The sequence below is a fragment of the Halorubrum ezzemoulense genome (assembly GCF_004126515.1).
GTDB lineage: Archaea > Halobacteriota > Halobacteria > Halobacteriales > Haloferacaceae > Halorubrum > Halorubrum ezzemoulense.
In genome coordinates this window covers 2750175-2767957 of record NZ_CP034940.1, presented here as the reverse complement: position 1 = coordinate 2767957, position 17783 = coordinate 2750175, and the positions used below count along the sequence as shown (strand labels likewise).

The following is a 17783-nucleotide window of genomic DNA, read 5'->3' as shown; positions in this document are numbered from 1 at the left end:
ATCTCAAACTTGAATCTGTGGATTTATTATCGTTGAATATCTTATTCTTACATGTTAATGGAACAAGTTCAAGTAGTTCATAAATACGGAGCTCCGAGGCATTATTCTGCCCTTGAAAGCAAGTATAATGTGAACTATTTAGAATATTTGCCATCTTCAGGTGGAAGAAAGTATATTCGTGATCTTATTTCGATCTCAGACGCCTTTATTTCTGGAGAGAAAAATATAATAGCTGGGTTTGAACCTTATAGCCCCCTTGTTTATTTATTCGATAAATTAAGAAAGAATAATAATTTCATATATCATACAAGTTGGCCATTCTGGGACGATAATCGCTTACCGGTAAAAATCAAATCGAAAACAATCGAAAAAAAATGGGAAGACTTCTTATCTGAATCCACAATAGTAACAGTTACGAATTCTGCTAGGTCATCTCTCGCCTCACTAGGTATTGAAGCAGTAACAATTCCACATTCTGTAGACACAACCACATTTTTTCCCAAAAATGATAGTAATAATGGAGATCTTGATGTTCTATTTGTAGGCGTCTTAGAAGAACGAAAAGGTGTTAAAGAAATTCTGAATATCGTTGATACTGTTGAAGGAATTGACTTTACCTTTGTAGGTGATGGACCACTCTCAGGTTTAGTATCTAAATCTTCTTCTCAACACGATAATGTAACTTACCATGGGTATATTTCAGATCAAAATTGTCTTGCTTCAATATATAGAAATTGCGATATTATGGTACTACCATCAAAGAGAAAAGAACACTGGGAAGAGTTATTTGGAATTGTAATTATTGAAGCAATGGCTTCTGGTTTGCCTGTTATTGCATCAGATTGTGTTGGTCCAAAAGAGGTTGTAAAAGATGGTAGAACTGGACAATTAATATCTCAAGGAAGCCAACAAGAATTACGTACAGCGATTCAGGAATATCGAGATGATAAGGCCCAAAGAATTAACCATGGAAGAACTGCTAGAGAGTATGCCCTTAGAAAGTATAGTGAAGATGTCGTGATTTCTCAATGGTTGGATGTCATAGAATAGTTAACTGGCCTTATTTAGACATAATAGAGGTAGAATTATTGGTACTAAATTACTGTCTACGTTAACGCTACTTAACTTCTGGTCTTTCCTTTGGATAACGGCCTTTACCAGTGTGACCTTGTACACCATCAAACATCCCTGTCCAAAGAGCGATAGTTGACTTCCAATCTTTCTGTAAAAGTCTATAACACGTTAGCAAGGTGATCCACCACAAATAGAACATTAATGCCATCACTCGATTGACGCGATCCCAATGACGCTGGATAAACAATTGATAATTTCTTGCTGTGTAATATGATGCAGTTGGAGAAGTTCGACCTCCTGAGCTTGCGGATTCGTCATGATTAACATTGACTTGAGTATCTGTAATTATCTGAAAACCGTCATCTAGTACTTTGGTACAATATTCAACATCTTCAAAGTACAAAAAGTACTCTTCAGGAAGTAACCCAATTTCGTCGTAAACATTTCTATCAATCATTACTGCACAAAGAGGAACATATTCATTTTGTATAAATCTGTCGTCAATCTTTTGCTTAATTTTTGTCACACCACTGGTTATAGATCCAGCCGAATTAGCATGTGATGAGGCTCCTGTAGTCCAATTTACTAACCCCTTTCTAAACCAAATGTAATCCCCTTGTGAATCAAATATTTGGGCGCTAACGATGCCGATCTTTTCATCACTATCTAGTGTTTCAGATAGAATCCTAAGCGAATTATTCTTTTGTAACTCTGCGTCATTATTTACAAGAAATACCTGATTTGCTCCATTCCGGAATGCACTATTCATGCCTTGGTTTGCTGCTGTAGGAAAGCCTAAGTTTCTATCATTCCGGATTATATTTATATCTTGGAATTTTTCTTTGATTCTCTCGGATGAATCATCAGTTGAACCATTGTCCACGACATATATTGTTGTCTCAATATCCTGTCTTTTTATAGATAAAATACAATCTCGTGTCTGCTCATAATTGTTCCAATTAACAAGTACAACACCGACTGAGATCTGGAATGTCATGTTACTATGATCACTAACTCATCCAAGTATATCAATTGGTGCCTAGCGTAACTATCATATCTTATTTGATAAATTTCTTATAGAATCCTATTTGTAAACAAATAGATTATATTTTGTTTGAATATAAAAATTAATCATTTTGTTAATTAAATCTAATATTTGTGTATGGGTCACGATCTGGTTGATTATTTAAGTTAACAGTCGATCGCAGCTGACACCATCACGCGGAACATACGATATTCTAGACGTTAAAATAGATAGCAAATCACAATCGATAGATAATAGTCAAAAGATAGTTTCATCTAACCGAGGTGGACATATAAACCACTGTCTAACAGCGTATAATGGGAGTGATGTAGTACCTGTGTACAATATTGTTATATATTATGGACGAAAAGGCAATCACTGTTGAAATACAATCTTTGTTTACAAAATTTATATTTCTAAAATATATAAATTAAATAGAATTTAATAAATATAAACACTTATCTACGCCGTGACCGCTGCTAGCGAAATATTTATTATCCTCATTACTTTGAATATAATTGAAATGATTAGCCAAGTAGAGATCAGAGATTTGCAAGTAAATACCGACGAACGCGGCCACCTCGTCGAAGTCTTCCGTGAAGAATGGGACGAGTACGATATCGATCCGGCGATGTCCTACTACTCGATGACGTATCCGGGGATCATCCGGGCGTGGCATCGCCACCTCGAAGGACAGATCGATCACTTCGTCTGCCCGCAAGGCCGCATCAAGGTCGGCATCTACGACGATCGCGACGACTCCCCTACTCAAGACGAACTCAATACGTTCATTATCGGCGAACACAACCAACAGCTGATCCGCATTCCCGGTGACTGCTGGCACGGCTTCAAAGCGATCGGCGACGAACCGTCGCTCCTCATCAACTATCCGACTGAACTCTACGACTACGAAGAGCCGGACGAGGTGCGACTTCCATATGACACTGACGAAATACCTTTAGACTGGGAGGAACCACCTCACGAGTGAAACATGAAAGGCGTCCTACTTTCTGGCGGCACGGGCTCACGCCTCCGCCCGATCACCCACACTGGCCCCAAACAACTCGTCCCGGTCGCGAACAAGCCGGTCCTCGAATACGCCATCGACGATCTCAAAGAGGCCGGCATCACCGAGATCGGCGTCATCCTCGGGAACAAGGGCCGTGACGAGATTCAGGAACTCCTCGGCGACGGCTCGAAGTACGGCGTCGACATCACCTACATCGTCCAGGGGAACCCGCTCGGGCTCGCGCACGCCGCGGGCTGTGCCCGCGACTTCGTCGGCGACGACGACTTCGTGATGTACCTCGGGGACAACATCCTCAAGTCGGGTGTCACCGATCTCGTCGAGAGCTTCGAAGCCGGCGACTACGGCGCGGGCATCGCGCTCCAAGAGGTCGACGACCCCCAAGCGTTCGGCATCGCGGACGTCGACGACGCGGGCAACGTCACGGAGCTCATCGAGAAGCCCGACGACCCGCCGACGAACCTCGCGCTCATCGGGATGTACGTCTTCTCACCCGCAGTCTTCGACGCCATCGACGACCTCGAACCCTCGTGGCGCGGCGAACTCGAAATTACGGACGCCATCCAGGATCTGCTCGAAGACGGCTACGCTATCGACTCACACGTTGTTACCGGGTGGTGGAAGGACACCGGGAAGCCCGAGGACATCCTCCACGCGAACCGGCTCGTCCTTGAAGACAAAACCCTCGAGACTGCAGGCACGATCGAGGACAGCGCAGAGGTCGACGGCCGCATCGAACTCCACGAATCGTCGGTTATCGAGGACGGCGCGGTCGTCCGCGGCCCGATATCTATCGCGGAAGACACGGTCATCAAGGCCGGCACCTACGTCGGGCCGTACACCTCGATCGGCGCGAACTCCACACTGGAGAACGTCCACATCGAAAACAGCGTCGTCATCGGCGACTCGACGATTACGGCATCAGGCCGGATCGTCGACAGTCTCCTCGGCCGGAGCGCGAACGTCGAAAGCGCCGAGAATCTCCTTCCCGAGGGCCGTCGGCTTGTCGTCGGCGAGAACTCCCAGCTCAAACTGTAACCATGCGCATCATCACTCACTCCTGTCCGGACTGTGGCACTGTCGTCGCCGCGAACGAGCTCGAGTCCAACCGCGTGATGAAGTGTCCGGGACTCGGCTGTCAGGGAGTCCTTCGGTTCGACGACCTCCCAGAGGAGGCACGTGACCACTTCCTCGAAAACCGCGAGCGTTACGAGATCTAGCGCACGGCGTCCCAGGTTTCTTTCACATCTTCTTCGAGGGTTGGCTGTGGCCGACCGAGGCGTGACTCGACAGCATCCACGTCGAGACAAGAGTACGTCGGGCGTGTCGCATCTCGATCGATATCGTCGGTCGATCCCTCTTTGAGCAGCGCTGTATCTGCACCGAGCTGGTCGGCAAGCACCTCGCCGAACTCGTAGGGCGTGACACAGGATCGACACGCAACGTGGTACAGTTCGGTTGCACCCGCGTCGATCAAGTCGAGCAGCGTCGCAGCAGCCTGGCCCGCTCGCGTCGGCGTCACCCACTGATCAGTAAAGAGCGGGACAGAATCACCCGACACCAACTGGTCGCGAACCCACGCTGGGAAGCCGGTAAGTTCACCCGAACTCCGATCGACGCCCCACACGAACGAGAGCCGCGCAATCAGGTGGTCCCCGTCAGCTTCTTGGACCGCTCGCTCACCCGCCAGCTTCGACTCGCCGTACACTTGGACGGGATTCGGTGACGCCGCCTCGCCATACGGGTCGCGTGCGGTGCCGTCGAAGACGTAATCGGTCGAAACGTGGACGAACTCGACATCGTTGGCCGCACACTGCGCCGCCAAAACGCCCGGTGCATCGCCGTTGAGCACGTTCGCCCGCTCCAGGTTCGTTTCACAGCCGTCGACATCCGTCATCGCGGCACAGTTGACGACGAGGTCCGGATCGTGTGTCTCGAGTACCTCGTCGAACGCCTCATATTCTGCAAGATCGAACTGTGTCAGCGGAATCTCGAACTCCGGGCGTGTCGAATGATACGTGCCCATAACGGTCCAGTCGCGCTGCCGGCCGACGTGAACGACATTGCTACCGAGAAGCCCGTTCGCTCCGACGACGAGAAGACGCATAGGTCGATTTTTCAACAGAAATATAAATAGGTGCTGTTGAGGGGAGAGTAGTATGCGAATTCTCGTCACAGGCGGGGCCGGCTTTATCGGATCCAACTTCGTCCACCACGTACTCGACACCCACGAAAACGACGAAATCGTCACCTTGGACGCACTGACGTATGCGGGCTCGAAGGCGAACTTGGAGGGCGTCCTCGACGACCCTCGCCACGAGTTCGTCGAAGGGGATATCCGTGACCAAGAACTCGTCACGGACCTCGTCGCTGATGCCGACGCGATCGTTAATTTCGCCGCGGAGTCACACGTCGACCGCTCCATTGAGGGCGCAAAACCCTTCGTGAGCACAAACGTCCAGGGGACGCAGACGCTACTCGATGCGGCCAACGAGGTCGGCATCGATCGGTTCCTGCAGATTTCGACCGACGAAGTGTACGGCCAAGTGCTCGACGGCACCTTCTCAGAGGACGATCCGCTCAACCCGCGCAACCCCTACGCTGCAACGAAGGCGGGCGCAGATCTGCTCGCGAACAGCTTCCAGACGACCCACGACCTCCCCGTGGTGATCACCCGAACCAGTAACAACTTCGGTCCGCGACAACACGCTGAGAAGCTCATCCCGAAGTTCATCCAGAATGCGGCTACCGGGGAGGCTCTCCCGGTGTACGGTGACGGATCAAACGTCCGTGAGTGGATCTACGTCGAGGACAACTGCCGGGCGCTCGATCTCGTGCTTCGAGAGGGCAACATCGGCGAGGTGTACAACATCGGCAGCCACGCGGAGAAGACGAACCTCGAAGTCACCGAGGCGATCCTCGATGCCGTCGGCGCCTCCGACGATCTCATCAAATTCGTCGAGGACCGTGCCGGCCACGATCAGCGATACGCGCTCGACACCGACAAGATCGAAGCGCTGGGCTGGGAACCCCAGTACTCCTTCGAGGAGGGACTCGAACGGACCGTCGACTACTACCTCGACTGATGGCCGACACGGACAACCCGATCCCCGACGACGAATGGGAGTCGATCGTCGCGAACGTCCCGCTCGTCTCTGTCGATCTCGTGATCGAACACGACGGCGGCGTGCTCCTCGGTAAACGTGAGAACGAACCCGCGAAGGGCGAATGGTTCGTGCCCGGTGGGACGGTGTTCAAAAACGAATCTCGCACTGAGGCTGTTCACCGCGTGGCCAACGAGGAACTCGGTGCATCCGTCGTGATCGACGACTGTCTGGGCACCTATGAGCACTTCTACGAGACGGCTGATGTCGACGGTGTCGAATCAAAACACTACCTCGCGACCGCCTATCGCTGTCACTTCGAACGAGACGATCCTGAGATTGTTGGCGACGACCAACACAGCGCTTTCAAAGTCTTCCGGCCGCCGTTTGAGAATCTCCATCCGTACGTCGAACGGTATCTCGACGATCGCTAGCGCGACTCCAACTTCCCTACTCAGTCCCCGTCCGCCGCCTCCACAACCCCCTCCTCAAACTCACCTTCCAAACGTGCCTCCGCCTCCTCCCGATCTTCCGGATACCCGACATCGACGCGCCACCCGTCCAACGGAATAGCGTCGATCGTGCGCCCGCTTTGGATCAACAGGTCGATCGCGTCCGAGATCTCGTACTCGCCGCGATCCGACGGCTGCACGAGGTGACACGCGTGGAAGATCGCGGGACTAAACGTGTAGAAGCCGGTCATCACCAGATTCGACGGCGGGTCGTCGGGCTTCTCGACCACATCCGTAATCTCGCCGTACTGATTCGTATCACACACGCCGTACCGCGACGCCTCGTCCCACGGCACCTCCTCGACGAGGAACGCGGCGTCCGCCCGGTCCTCGCGCTGGCGCCGCACCACGTCCTGGAGGTTCGCGTCAAAGACGTTGTCCCCGAGGATGAGCATGAAGTCGTCGTCGATGTGCTCCTCGACCGTGAGCAGCGCGTGGGCCAGCCCCTTTTGTTCGCGCTGGTGGGCGTAGGTGATCGGGACGCCCTCGTACTCATCGCCGTAGTGGTCGATAATCACCTCCTTCAGGTAGCCGACGACGACGACGAGCTCGTCGGCGCCTAGCTCGATCAGCTGATCGAAACAGTGCGTGAGCAGGGGTTCGTCCGCGACCTCGACCATTCCCTTCGGTTTGTCCTCGGTGAGGGGGCGGAGTCGCGTTCCTTCGCCGGCCGCGAGTACGACTGCCTTCATGTCAATAGCGGAAATGGTACTCGGTGATAGGTCTTTTCACAGACGCGCACGGTGGGTGGTCGTGACCGACGCCTCGGATCGCTCTCGGCTCACTCCCGGTGGGACTGGTCCTTCGTCGGGCTGGCTCCATCGAATGATGGCCGATCACGTGTGGTCTCCAAGAGAGGATCGCGGCTGCTGCCAGTCCCCTCGTTGGCGTCATGGTCCGCGACGGGCTGGCATGTAGGACGAAAGTGTGTATTCGGGCACCGACTTAGGGACATGAACTATCGGATTGATCACACCCCTCGGCGGGCCCGGTTCCATTTTAGTCATTCCCTCGGAGCTTCCGTTTCGGGCGGTAACCCTGTCACTGTCCATGAGGGTGAGAAACCCCCTCGACAATGGGAAAAGTTGGTCCCCTGGAGGGCCCCTCAACCCCCCGGTCGGTAGGAGTTGCGTTGGGTTGCCTCGACGGTGCTGTCACTGTCATAAGGGGGCGCCGGCAGTGATCGCACCTATCAGGCCGATGGTTCGGCGGTGTCGTCAGCGGTCACGCCCGGCCAATTGACGTCATCACCCCCGCCGATCCCGTGTATCCGTGGTAGTTGTCGCCGACGTGATGCTGTAGGCGTCCTAGGCGGGCTCGTTCGGTGAGAGCCCCTTCCAACGAATAATTGGCTGGATGTATCGAGAAAGTTGGTCGGGGCACCTCCGATGTCCACACGTCCTCCCCCTCCCACCCTTTGCTGATACACCAGTTTACTCCGAATATTCGGACTTCTGCCCGGCAAAAACGCCCGGGAAGCCACGAGGCGACTCGGCCAATTCTTCGATATCCTCCCGACCAATTTTTCCGGCTCGAACGAGCGCCCCGATCTCGGCGTCAGTCAACTCCCGACCGTTCTCAAGCCGTTGGTGGAGCTTTTCGATGTCAGGGTTGTGTTCGACCGAGATCGACACGTCCGCGTTCGTCGCCCGTCCGGACGACTGGAAGAGTTTGTCGACGTTCTCCCCTTGGAGGATGCCGCGTTCGATACAAGCTTTGAGCCGGGGCTGATCCCCGTCCAATCCGAGATACGCGAAGGCGAACATCGCGGAGAGTACGTCATCTGTTTCCTCGGGGCCGAGCTCATCGAAGACCTTCTCACGCTCTGCTGGTTCGAACAGTTGGCCCAAGAGCAGGAAATCCTTGAGCCCGTTACCAACTCGTTCTCGGATCGCTTGGCGCCGGTTGGCGTCCGTCTGCGGCTGGGCGTACTCCTTCAGCCCACAGAGGTATTCTCGGTCGGTGGGAGAGAGGATACCCCTCGATCGATCCTCCAGCGTGAATACCGGGTCAGTATCATCGTTACGGTCCGTAACATCATCCACGCCGGTGAACAGTTCGTCAGCAGGATCCTCCCGGTCATCATTCATAGTTAGGCAAGAGTAGCCTAATTTCATATGTGTTTTCACTCGGTACTACTTTGTCGGACCCCGGCGAATCTATGACACGGATGGAGCAGATGTCACAGGAGATCCGAGCCAACACATCCGGTCATCGATGTACTCCGCACCCGATGGTACACGGAGAACGAGTAGCGACGAAACGAGGGAGAAGCCAATGAGTGGAACTCATAAGAAGGGAGGAAACGGAGGTTACAGGGCTGCTACCCGAGTGATAGCAACACCAGCCAACCGTCAACAGACCCCGACTTCCGACCAACTTCGATCATCGCTTGGCACCCTATGTTGGCCGGGATCCGCGGCCAATTATCGGGGCCAGACACAGGTAGACTACCCAGCAGACTCTGATGGGGCTGTTCGGGGAAAACGGACTACAGGTACCCGGATGGGACTCCGGGCGACGACATGCCCACCCCGGCCAATATCCGATACAATTGGTCGGGCCCCGGGTTCGATCGTGGCTCTGGTCCACCAACTGCCGGCCAATTGTGCCCGTGAGATGCAGCGCACCACAGGGAGGCTCGAATCGTGACGGATTCGAACGAAAATCCCGACCAATTCGAGGAGAACGGTGAAGGTGACCCTGAGGTGAGGACCGACGGCGGGGAGGTCGTCCCTGAATCCGTCCAGGGAACTGAACACCAGCCCGACGGCGCTGCAACTCCAGGTGACTCCTCCCAAGACAAACCATGGGAAGCCGCCGGACCTACCCAGGCCACAGAAACAGGGACAGGCCAAAACATGTCTTCGCCCGGTAATTGGTCCACTGAGCCGGATAATTCAGCAGCCAGCACAACAGCCGATGATGTGTTCTCCGGTGCCGCCTCGGTGGACGATGTCATCGAGTTCTACCTCGAAATGAATCCGTGGGGTGTGCAGGCGAGCACGGTCAAATCATACAAGTCGCGTCTGAAGCATTTCCAAGCGTTCTGTCGGGAGACCGACATCGAGGAACTTGAAGACCTACAGCCGTCGCACATCGACCAATTCCACAACTTCCTTCGGGCCAATCCAGGACTCGGGTCGCGATCGTCAGTGAAGAGCTGTCTGGCCACGTTCAGGAAGTTCCTCCGGTACTGCGAGCGCCGAGGCGTGTTTGAGTCCGGGTTCCACAAGCTGGTCATTCTGCCGACGCTCTCGGAGAGTGACGCCGTCGACGAGACGATCCTCCCCCATGAAGACGCCGAGGAGATTCTCGCCCATCTCGCCAAGTTCAAGCCCTTCACGAAAGAGCACGTGGTCTGGGCGCTCCTCACCGAAACAGGGATCCGACAGTCCACGCTGTACGCGTTCGATCTCGACGATTATGACTCCGAGGAGCGATACATCGCAGCGGTCGATCGTGAGGAGACAGGCACACGGTTGAAGAACGGGAAGGCCGGCGAGCGTGAACTCAGTATCTCACCTGAAGCGGCAGAAGTCCTCGATGGGTACATCACGGCCAACCGAAAGAACGTGACCGACGAGCACGGCAGGGACCCACTCATCACGACGCGGAACGGCCGCCTCCAGAAGAGCTCGATCCGTCAGTACGTGTACGGCTGGTCGCGCCCATGCGCCATTGGCAAGGCGTGTCCGGTCGAGAAGGACCCAGACACCTGTGGGGCCGCGCAGACGAACAACGCCGCGTACGACTGCCCTGAGTCCGTCTCACCGCATCCCATTCGGCGGGGCTACATCACACACCTGCGGGCCAACGGTGTCCCGACCGCCGACGTGATCTCGAAACGGTGTGACGCCAACCCCGAGACGATCGAGCAGTGGTACGACCTGAGCACGAAGTCGGAGCGACGCGAGGCGCGCCGCTCCCACCTCGAGGACCTCTAGATACTGTCGAGGAACTCGCGGCGCTGTTCCATCTCCTCGAGCTCCGTCCGTTCGTCGTAGTGCTTTTCGATTACTTGCTCGGAGACGTCGGCGCGGTCCGAGATGACACGCGGCGGGACATCAGACCGAAGCCAATGGGTGATCGATCCGCGACGGAATGGGTGCGGTGAAACCGACTCCGGACAGTCTCCAATCTTCTGGTGAGACGCCGCCGCACACGACTGTTGATCGCGGCCATCGACGGGACACTCGCCGTCGTACTTGCAGGGCTGCGTGTACTTGTAGGCGTAGCCTCCGATCGTGGAGCCGTGGAGACGGCCATTCTCGGTCGAGAGAAGAGGCTCTCGGCCGTACTCGTCGACGACTTCCGGACGCTTGTAGTCGATCCAGTCGTCCAACAGCTCGGCGATGGAGTCCGACACTGCCATGTACCGGTTCGACTTCTCCTTGTTCTTGAGCGGCGTGCCGGACTCTGGCCGGTGAACGAAGTGGAGATGCTGGTCCTCCGCGTCGTAGTCCTTCAGATCGAGCGCTCGGACTGCACTCCGGCGACACATCGTGTGCCAGATCAACGCCAGCGTCACGTGTTGGGGAGAGCAGTAGTGGTACGTTTCCAGGTTGGAAAGCACCTTCTCGGCCGTCTCCGAATCGAGCTCGGTGTGTCGGACGTTTTCGTCGCCGTTGAGCACCGGCGACTGGATGCGCTGTGAGAGGTTGGCCTCCACGGCCTCGATGCCTTCGGCCCACCGAACGAAGACGCGAATGGTATCTAGATTTGACTTCTCGGTCGAGGATGCCCAGTCGGACTCCTTGCGCCGGTGGAGGTTGTACTCTTTGACGAGCCGCCCGGTGAGTTCGTTGAGGTTGTCGATGCCCCGTTCGTCGAGCCAATCGACGAAGGACGACAACCGCGATCGGTGCGCTGTGGTGGTGGCTTTGGACTGATGACTCTGGCGGTCATCGAGGTACAGTTCGAATGCTAATTTCGGGTCGATTTCTTCGAGTTCTGTCATAGTTTTGTTACTCATTTTCAGGTGAGCAAACCACCAGACAGCGGCGGTGATACGGATCGCGTTGAAGGCGAAAGTATCCTGCAGTGCATCCGACAATCTGTGCCAAAACAAATACATCTGCTAGCAATCGCTATTATACACAGACACTGACAGATTTGAGTTGCTTGGCTTCCTCGACGGCTGCGAGGATATGATCGGCCACAGGCAGTCCACCGACAAGGTGATCGCCGACGCTGGCTTTTGTATCGATCCGACGACCGACGCGATCGCCGAGCAAACCCTGTCCACCTACCAGCGCGCGATCGACGGGCGTGGTGATGAGAGAGCACGAGCTGAGAGCTCCCGCTACGCGCTCGTGGAGGCGCTGTCGGCGTCGCGATCGATGAGCGGGTAGTCGATGTGGATCGCGCCGCTGGGACCGCCCGCTTCGATGGTGAGGATCCCCAGCACTTCGAGCTGCTTCAGGTCCGAGTGCACATCAGACACGTCGCGATCGACGAGGCGGGTCGCCTCGCGCATACTCTCGGGGGTCTCTGCTGCGATCGCCCGGATGTGTTTGCTCTGGCGGAGGGATTTCACGACGATGTTGACTCCGCTCCGTCTGACGAGCGTGTGTATCGGGTCGCACTCGGGTTGTATGATCCCGCTGGAGTCACTGTAGTCGCAGAACATGCCTCATGTGCTCCAGACACTGCCCGGCGGTACCTCAAGCGGCTTGAAAATATTGGGGTCGTCGAAGCAGTGTCCGAGACGCCACTCACCTACACGCGGAACGAATCGTACTTCGAATGGCGGCGGCGAAACCGCCTCGAGAACCTTTCGTCGAGTGAGCTGCGGGACACACTCTCCGAACTTACGGCTCGGGAACGAGCGTTTCGAGACCAGTTCGGGCTCGACGCACCAGGCAAGCGGCACGAAATCGAGATTTTGTACTCTCACAGAAACGCAGGCTACTCGACGGCGCCAACAGCACCGCTGCGATGCTCAGTTCGTGAGTGCTCGACCGCGGCCCCACATAGCCTGGCCAGCTGCGATTGTGGTCTGGGCTAACTCACGAACGCCTACCAGAAGCACGTACACCACCATCCCGGTGAGACAGAGCCAGCCGATGACAAAATTGCGTAACATCGTGTGTAGCGACACCTAGACCGTGCTGTGACGTTGTTAGTTGCTTGTTACCACGACTATGAGATCGCACGTACCCTGGATCAGAACACGTACATCAACGGGGTCAACCCACCACACAGCTCAATCGCATCTCCAACACTAGGGAGGCGAACAGAAACCAACGAGAAAGAGCCAGAGATCAGCCAGCCGTCGCTGACTAGTTCACCGCACTCAAGAAGAACGACGAGAACACCAGCTGGATACCGACGACAACGGCGGTAAACGCAATAAGCGCCGCAGACGTGAACGGCACGGACCCAAACCCGCTCAGGATCCAGTCGCCGATCAACCAACTGGCATACGTGCCACCGGCCGCAAACACGAGCACGCCAGCCGTCGCGCCCCGCTCGAGCGTTGCATAGCGGGTGATCCCTGATGTGATCGGGTCTTCAGGCCGCTGGATCGGATCGCTCGCCACCGTCGCGAAGACGCCCAGCGAGCCGACCTGTGTGCCCACAATCGCTGCGAGACTCCCGGCGATCATCGAGTTCACGCCAAGTGTGATCTCGCCAAGCGCCACCCCGGTATGTGAAATCGTCATGACCGCCACCCCAAAGAGCGTCAACAGCAAGCCAGGCACCGAAAACAGATAGCCGGGCGCATTGACCAACATAAACCGAACGTGGCGCCACCCATCACGGAAACTGTCAAGCGTTTCTTCGCCCTCGCGTTCGTGATACACAATGGGCACCTCCACGATTTCGAGGTCCTTTGACCCAGCATCCATGATCATCTCGGAGGCAAACTCCATCCCGGTGGTTTCCCAGTCCATCGTCTCGTACGCCTCCCGCGTAAAGATCCGGAACCCACTGTGGGCGTCGCTTACGCCCGCGCGATAAAACGTATTCAGAAATCGGGTGAGCGCCGGATTCCCGATATACTGATGGAGCGACGGCATTGCGCCGTCTTCGATTTCACCGTCTAACCGACTACCCATCACCATATCCCCACCAGTCTCTTCGAGATGGTCTAACAGCCGGGGAATCTGTTTGAAGTCGTAGGTCGTGTCGGCATCCCCCATCGCAATATAGGTCCCTCGTGTCCGCTCGAAGGCGTACCGGTACGCATACCCGTACCCTTTGCCGTCGGGTTCGACGACAATTGCGCCCATCTCGCGAGCGATTTCGGGTGTGCGATCGGTTGAGCTGTCACTGATAATGATCTCGGTTGGTACTTGGAGCTCTTCGACCGCCGTTTTAATCCATTCAATACACGTGCGGATTCCGGCCTCCTCATTCAGTGTGGGCATCACAACAGACAACTGGGGTGTCGTGTCTGAGTGACGACCAACGAGCAATTCATCAGCGCTTAAGCTCTGATCGGATTCCAGGCTCGCCTGTTCAGTCGGTGGATGGGATGTAGTGGAGGTCATCTGCTCGAAATATGTGATTACTAACTGATTAGGGACGACATATATGAAACTTACTCAACACATGTTGATGATGAAATAGGCTCAATAGCGGTAGTTTCGACACAGTGCTGTTTCCAAATCTACATCTATCTCGCCAGTCACCATCTCATATGGATCTTTCCAACGCCACGGTTCTCGTCACTGGTGGTGCCGGCCTTGTTGGCAGTCACCTCGCAGCGACGCTTCACGACGCGGGCACAACAGTGCGGGTCGCTGATGACCTCTCGAAAGGCACGCGCGAGCGTGTCCCAGCTGACGTGACGTTCACGGAAGCCGATCTCACTGATCGCGACGATGTCGATCGGGTCATGACCGCTGACCTCGATATGGTGTTTCATTTGGCTGCGTACACGGACACCAATTTCGATGACGATCGAAAACTGTTCGAGGAGAATACGGAGATGACGTACAACCTGCTCGAAGCCATGCGCGACGCTGGCGTTGAAAACTTCGCATTCACCTCCTCTTCAACGGTGTACGGTGAGGCACCACGTCCGACCCCTGAAGACTACGCACCACTCGAGCCGATTTCAATTTACGGCTCCTCAAAGCTCGCTGATGAGGGGCTCATCTCAACGTATGCCCACTCGTATGGCATCCAGTCGTGGGTGTTCCGGTTTGCGAATATTGTTGGTCCTTACCAGCGCGGCAACGTCGTCCCAGATTTCATCGAGAAACTCACCGATGATCCCACCGAACTCGAAATCCTCGGTGATGGACGCCAAGAGAAGTCTTACATGTACGTCTCTGAGTGTGTCTCTGCCATGCAATATGTCGTCGAACACGCAGACGAGCCGCTCAACATCTATAATTTGGGCACGAAGACGACAACCTCAGTGACGGATATCGCAGACATCGTCAGCGACGAACTCGGCGTCGATCCGGAGTACACCTACACGGGTGGCGACCGTGGCTGGACCGGTGACGTGCCGAAGATGCGACTCTCGATTGAGAAGCTTGCCGCACTTGGCTGGGAGCCGGCCCGCTCAAGCGATGAAGCGGTACGGCAAGGCGCACAAGATCTGATCGCCGAAATCGTCGATTGAGGCAGAACACACTGTAGTGCGGCCACGGCGATTCTTTACAACGAGTATCAGGAAACTATTCCTCAAAGTAAGAATTATATTCTCCACTCTGTAATCCCAAGTATGGCCGAGACAGACGCTGGCGATGGACCACCACCCTTCGAGGATGTGTTCGCCAGCGATGACGTTGAACAGCGCATCTACAGCATCATCCTCCAGACCCGCGAGCCGACGCCGACAAGCGCAATCGCCGACAGCGCCGACTGTGACCCCAAGACCGCCCGGAAGTATCTGGGGTGGTTCGATGACCTTGGCATCGTTACCCGCCACGACGGCCATCCGGCCACCTACGAGCGCAACGACGCGTACTTCGAGTGGCGACACATCAACCAGCTCGCAGCCGACCACTCCGTCGAGGAGCTACAGGATCGCGTTCGCGAACTGACGACGCGCATCACCGAGTACGAGGCGACGTACGATGCCGCATCACCGGCCGCAGTCGACGCCGTTGCCGCTGCGGAGGGTATCGATGAATGGACTATCGACGCCGTGTACAGCGACCTTGCCGAATGGGCGACAGCCCGTCAGGAGCGTGACCGCTACGAACGCGCGCGCCAGCAACGCGCGGGCAGCGAGCGCGAACAGGCGTCCGAGTAGCCCGCTCGATGGTGCCACCGACAGGCGAGGGCGGGAGCCCGGCTCCCATCGATCGTCCCATCCTCGAGTTCCTCCAGACACGGCTCCAAGCGACGAGGCAGGTCTCCCGAGCGACCGTCACGGACGCTAGTGGCCATCTGGAACTCCAGGTCATCTGTGCCCCGTCGTACTACCCGGCAGCCGTCGACGGGGCGCAGTTGACAGTCCGTTGGTACACGAACGACGACTTCAAATGCCACTATCGAGAGCAGCACGCGGACCACACCTGGGAGTGCCGGTGGGACCGGCACCCGAATCCGCACAATACACGGGACCATTTCCATCCCCCGCCCACCGCTCCGACGCCCGGTGAGGACGCATCGTGGCCAGACGACTATCGTGACGTCATTACACTTGTCCTCGACGAGATCGAAGACCGGATCACAACTCTCTGGAGTGAGTAAGTTTCCAGTCCCACTCTTCGCTCATCGGTCACTCGCATCTTCACATCCATACTCTGCTGTGACGAGAAGTTTGTGTGACCTGGTTGCGATGATACCCGAGACGACAGAGGGTTGTCCCACTATAGCGCTAGCCGGAAGACAATAGACCGACACCGAATAGGATCAAGTAATGTATACAGAGTGTCCCCAAAATGGGTGTATTTATTTGTCTGATGGACTAACATTTGGTTACTTACTTATCGCGCCCGACGAGACTGTCCGATTGACCGCCCTATTCGATCTCGTCGACTGTGAGACGGCGCATCTCGATATCCTCGACGCGAGCATACCAGCCCCCGACGGTGTACTCAGCGCGGTCGTCAGAAACGACGATAGCGACCTGCCGCGCGATGTCAGCCAACTCCGGTGTTCCGAGGACGTCTGTCGCTTCCGAGTACAGAAGGTCAGTAACTGTTCCGCTCACTGTCACTTGTTCCCGCGACGCTGTGTCGATGCCCTCGACCGTCACCCGAACGGTTGCGCCGTCAGAGACGATCGGCTCCAAATCCGTGATACAGTGGCGAAGGTTGACGTATGTGATCGGCGGGTCCTCCGCTTGTGCTGAGTACACGGATTCCCACGCGTCCCAGTGGGTCGTCTGGAAGTATCGGTGAAACACGTGGGCGATCGGGAAGTTGTCCGCGATGAGTCCGTAGGAGTTGTTCAGCCACGGGGTTTGCGGCGCAAAACACGTCTTCTCTCGGTCGCTGATGAGAACAAAGGGTCCAGGCAACGTGCGGACGCGCGCCTCCGTTACTGCCCCATCGAAATCGATCGTCGCAGCGTCGAGAGACGCGCTCTCCGTCGGGGGGAGAAAGGTCAATTGCGTGTACACACCCCGATCTCGTGCGCCGGCCAGCGCGTCCCTGAGCCGGGTGAATTCCGTCGGCGTCGCCGTCAGTTGGATTTCGTTTGTCGCCTCGCTAATGAAACGATCCGCCTGCTCGTACACGGTATCCTGGCGTTTGACGATAGTTATCTGAGAATCCTCGACGCCGGGATCCTCCCAGAGGCTGTCGATCTGTTCGGCGGCCCGCGTAAACGTCTCTGCCCGCTGTTCGAGCTCGCCCGTCGCCTCGATGGGATTGAGCGCCCGTGCGTGAAGGCTGTCCTGTTCGTACGTCTCCACGTACCCTTCCGCTTCGAGCTTCCGCAACACGTCGTAGATACGCGCTCTCGGGACGCCTGCGGTATCCGCAATATCCACCGCCGGAGCAGATCCTAGCTCCAGCGTCGCGGTATACGCGTCGGCCTGATACTGTGACAGCCCGAGGTCTTGGAGTGCCGCTTGAATTTCTCGCTCGCCCATGTTCGCTTGATAGCGGTACCGCGACGAATAT

20 protein-coding genes are annotated in these 17783 nt (G+C 55.7%); 12 read left to right on the top strand and 8 right to left on the bottom strand.

Annotated features, from left to right (window positions below; all coding sequences use genetic code 11):
* The first annotated feature begins 57 nt into the window (after positions 1-57).
* Entirely contained in the window at positions 58-1050 is a 993-nt protein-coding gene (locus EO776_RS14135; RefSeq protein ID WP_186279033.1) for a glycosyltransferase family 4 protein, read from the top strand.
* 67 nt (positions 1051-1117) lie between these two features.
* Here the strand turns inward: EO776_RS14135 and EO776_RS14130 are convergent, their stop codons facing one another.
* Entirely contained in the window at positions 1118-2071 is a 954-nt protein-coding gene (locus EO776_RS14130; RefSeq protein ID WP_100050319.1) for a glycosyltransferase family 2 protein, read from the bottom strand.
* A gap of 550 nt (positions 2072-2621) precedes the next feature.
* Here EO776_RS14130 and EO776_RS14125 point away from each other — a divergent pair.
* From EO776_RS14125 to EO776_RS14115, 3 genes are read left to right on the top strand one after another with little or no spacing between them, the layout of a single operon-like run.
* Complete coding sequence (locus EO776_RS14125; protein ID WP_100050320.1) at positions 2622-3086, top strand: dTDP-4-dehydrorhamnose 3,5-epimerase family protein; 465 nt, start codon at positions 2622-2624, stop codon at positions 3084-3086.
* A gap of 3 nt (positions 3087-3089) precedes the next feature.
* Positions 3090-4163, top strand: coding sequence for a glucose-1-phosphate thymidylyltransferase (locus EO776_RS14120; protein ID WP_100050321.1), 1074 nt, complete (start codon positions 3090-3092; stop codon positions 4161-4163).
* Between the two features lie 2 nt (positions 4164-4165).
* A complete protein-coding gene (locus EO776_RS14115) occupies positions 4166-4345 on the top strand; it encodes a hypothetical protein (RefSeq protein WP_100050322.1) in 180 nt (59 codons plus the stop codon).
* Here the strand turns inward: EO776_RS14115 and rfbD are convergent.
* Positions 4342-5232, bottom strand: a complete 891-nt coding sequence (rfbD, locus tag EO776_RS14110; protein WP_100050323.1) for a dTDP-4-dehydrorhamnose reductase — start codon at positions 5230-5232, stop codon at positions 4342-4344. The genes EO776_RS14115 and rfbD overlap by 4 nt on opposite strands.
* 52 nt (positions 5233-5284) lie before the next feature.
* Between rfbD and rfbB the strand changes: the two genes are divergently transcribed.
* Together rfbB and EO776_RS14100 are read left to right on the top strand one after the other, a co-directional pair.
* On the top strand, positions 5285-6211 hold the full coding sequence (rfbB, locus tag EO776_RS14105) for a dTDP-glucose 4,6-dehydratase (RefSeq protein ID WP_100050324.1): 927 nt from the start codon (positions 5285-5287) through the stop codon (positions 6209-6211).
* Positions 6211-6663, top strand: a complete 453-nt coding sequence (locus tag EO776_RS14100; RefSeq protein WP_100050325.1) for a GDP-mannose mannosyl hydrolase — start codon at positions 6211-6213, stop codon at positions 6661-6663. The genes rfbB and EO776_RS14100 overlap by 1 nt, the downstream gene beginning before the upstream one ends.
* A gap of 20 nt (positions 6664-6683) precedes the next feature.
* On the opposite strand, the gene aglF is transcribed toward EO776_RS14100, so the two are convergent.
* Together aglF and EO776_RS14090 are read right to left on the bottom strand one after the other, a co-directional pair.
* Entirely contained in the window at positions 6684-7433 is a 750-nt protein-coding gene (gene aglF, locus EO776_RS14095; protein WP_100050326.1) for a UTP--glucose-1-phosphate uridylyltransferase AglF, read from the bottom strand.
* A 741-nt stretch (positions 7434-8174) separates the two neighbouring features.
* The gene (locus EO776_RS14090) at positions 8175-8831 is read right to left on the bottom strand and encodes a hypothetical protein (protein ID WP_100050327.1); all 657 of its coding nucleotides are present in this window, start codon (positions 8829-8831) and stop codon (positions 8175-8177) included.
* 558 nt (positions 8832-9389) lie between these two features.
* Here EO776_RS14090 and EO776_RS14085 point away from each other — a divergent pair.
* Complete coding sequence (locus EO776_RS14085; RefSeq protein ID WP_129452481.1) at positions 9390-10688, top strand: tyrosine-type recombinase/integrase; 1299 nt, start codon at positions 9390-9392, stop codon at positions 10686-10688.
* On the opposite strand, the gene EO776_RS14080 is transcribed toward EO776_RS14085, so the two are convergent.
* Positions 10685-11812: a tyrosine-type recombinase/integrase gene (locus EO776_RS14080; protein ID WP_246041445.1), complete on the bottom strand. Its 1128-nt coding sequence runs from the start codon at positions 11810-11812 to the stop codon at positions 10685-10687. The genes EO776_RS14085 and EO776_RS14080 overlap by 4 nt on opposite strands.
* A 49-nt stretch (positions 11813-11861) precedes the next feature.
* Here EO776_RS14080 and EO776_RS19065 point away from each other — a divergent pair, with 49 nt between their 5' ends.
* Positions 11862-12095: a hypothetical protein gene (locus tag EO776_RS19065; protein WP_049933156.1), complete on the top strand. Its 234-nt coding sequence runs from the start codon at positions 11862-11864 to the stop codon at positions 12093-12095.
* Here the strand turns inward: EO776_RS19065 and EO776_RS19060 are convergent.
* Positions 12047-12373, bottom strand: coding sequence for an HVO_A0114 family putative DNA-binding protein (locus EO776_RS19060; protein ID WP_186279055.1), 327 nt, complete (start codon positions 12371-12373; stop codon positions 12047-12049). The genes EO776_RS19065 and EO776_RS19060 overlap by 49 nt on opposite strands.
* Between EO776_RS19060 and EO776_RS19905 the strand changes: the two genes are divergently transcribed.
* Entirely contained in the window at positions 12254-12751 is a 498-nt protein-coding gene (locus tag EO776_RS19905; protein WP_432508284.1) for a DUF7342 family protein, read from the top strand. The genes EO776_RS19060 and EO776_RS19905 overlap by 120 nt on opposite strands.
* A 274-nt stretch (positions 12752-13025) precedes the next feature.
* On the opposite strand, the gene EO776_RS14070 is transcribed toward EO776_RS19905, so the two are convergent.
* Entirely contained in the window at positions 13026-14240 is a 1215-nt protein-coding gene (locus tag EO776_RS14070) for a glycosyltransferase family 2 protein (protein ID WP_100050330.1), read from the bottom strand.
* Positions 14241-14389: 149 nt separating this feature from the next.
* Here EO776_RS14070 and EO776_RS14065 point away from each other — a divergent pair, with 149 nt between their 5' ends.
* From EO776_RS14065 to EO776_RS14055, 3 genes are all read left to right on the top strand, one after another.
* Positions 14390-15325, top strand: coding sequence for an NAD-dependent epimerase/dehydratase family protein (locus EO776_RS14065; RefSeq protein WP_100050331.1), 936 nt, complete (start codon positions 14390-14392; stop codon positions 15323-15325).
* Positions 15326-15427: 102 nt separating this feature from the next.
* Positions 15428-15961 carry a DUF7342 family protein gene (locus tag EO776_RS14060; protein ID WP_100050332.1) on the top strand — a complete coding sequence of 178 codons (534 nt, stop codon included), beginning with the start codon at positions 15428-15430 and terminating at the stop codon, positions 15959-15961.
* 8 nt (positions 15962-15969) lie between these two features.
* Positions 15970-16404, top strand: a complete 435-nt coding sequence (locus EO776_RS14055; protein WP_100050333.1) for a hypothetical protein — start codon at positions 15970-15972, stop codon at positions 16402-16404.
* A 271-nt stretch (positions 16405-16675) separates the two neighbouring features.
* Here the strand turns inward: EO776_RS14055 and EO776_RS14050 are convergent, their stop codons facing one another.
* Positions 16676-17752, bottom strand: coding sequence for a TrmB family transcriptional regulator (locus tag EO776_RS14050; protein ID WP_094580119.1), 1077 nt, complete (start codon positions 17750-17752; stop codon positions 16676-16678).
* Between the last annotated feature and the right edge of the window lie 31 nt (positions 17753-17783).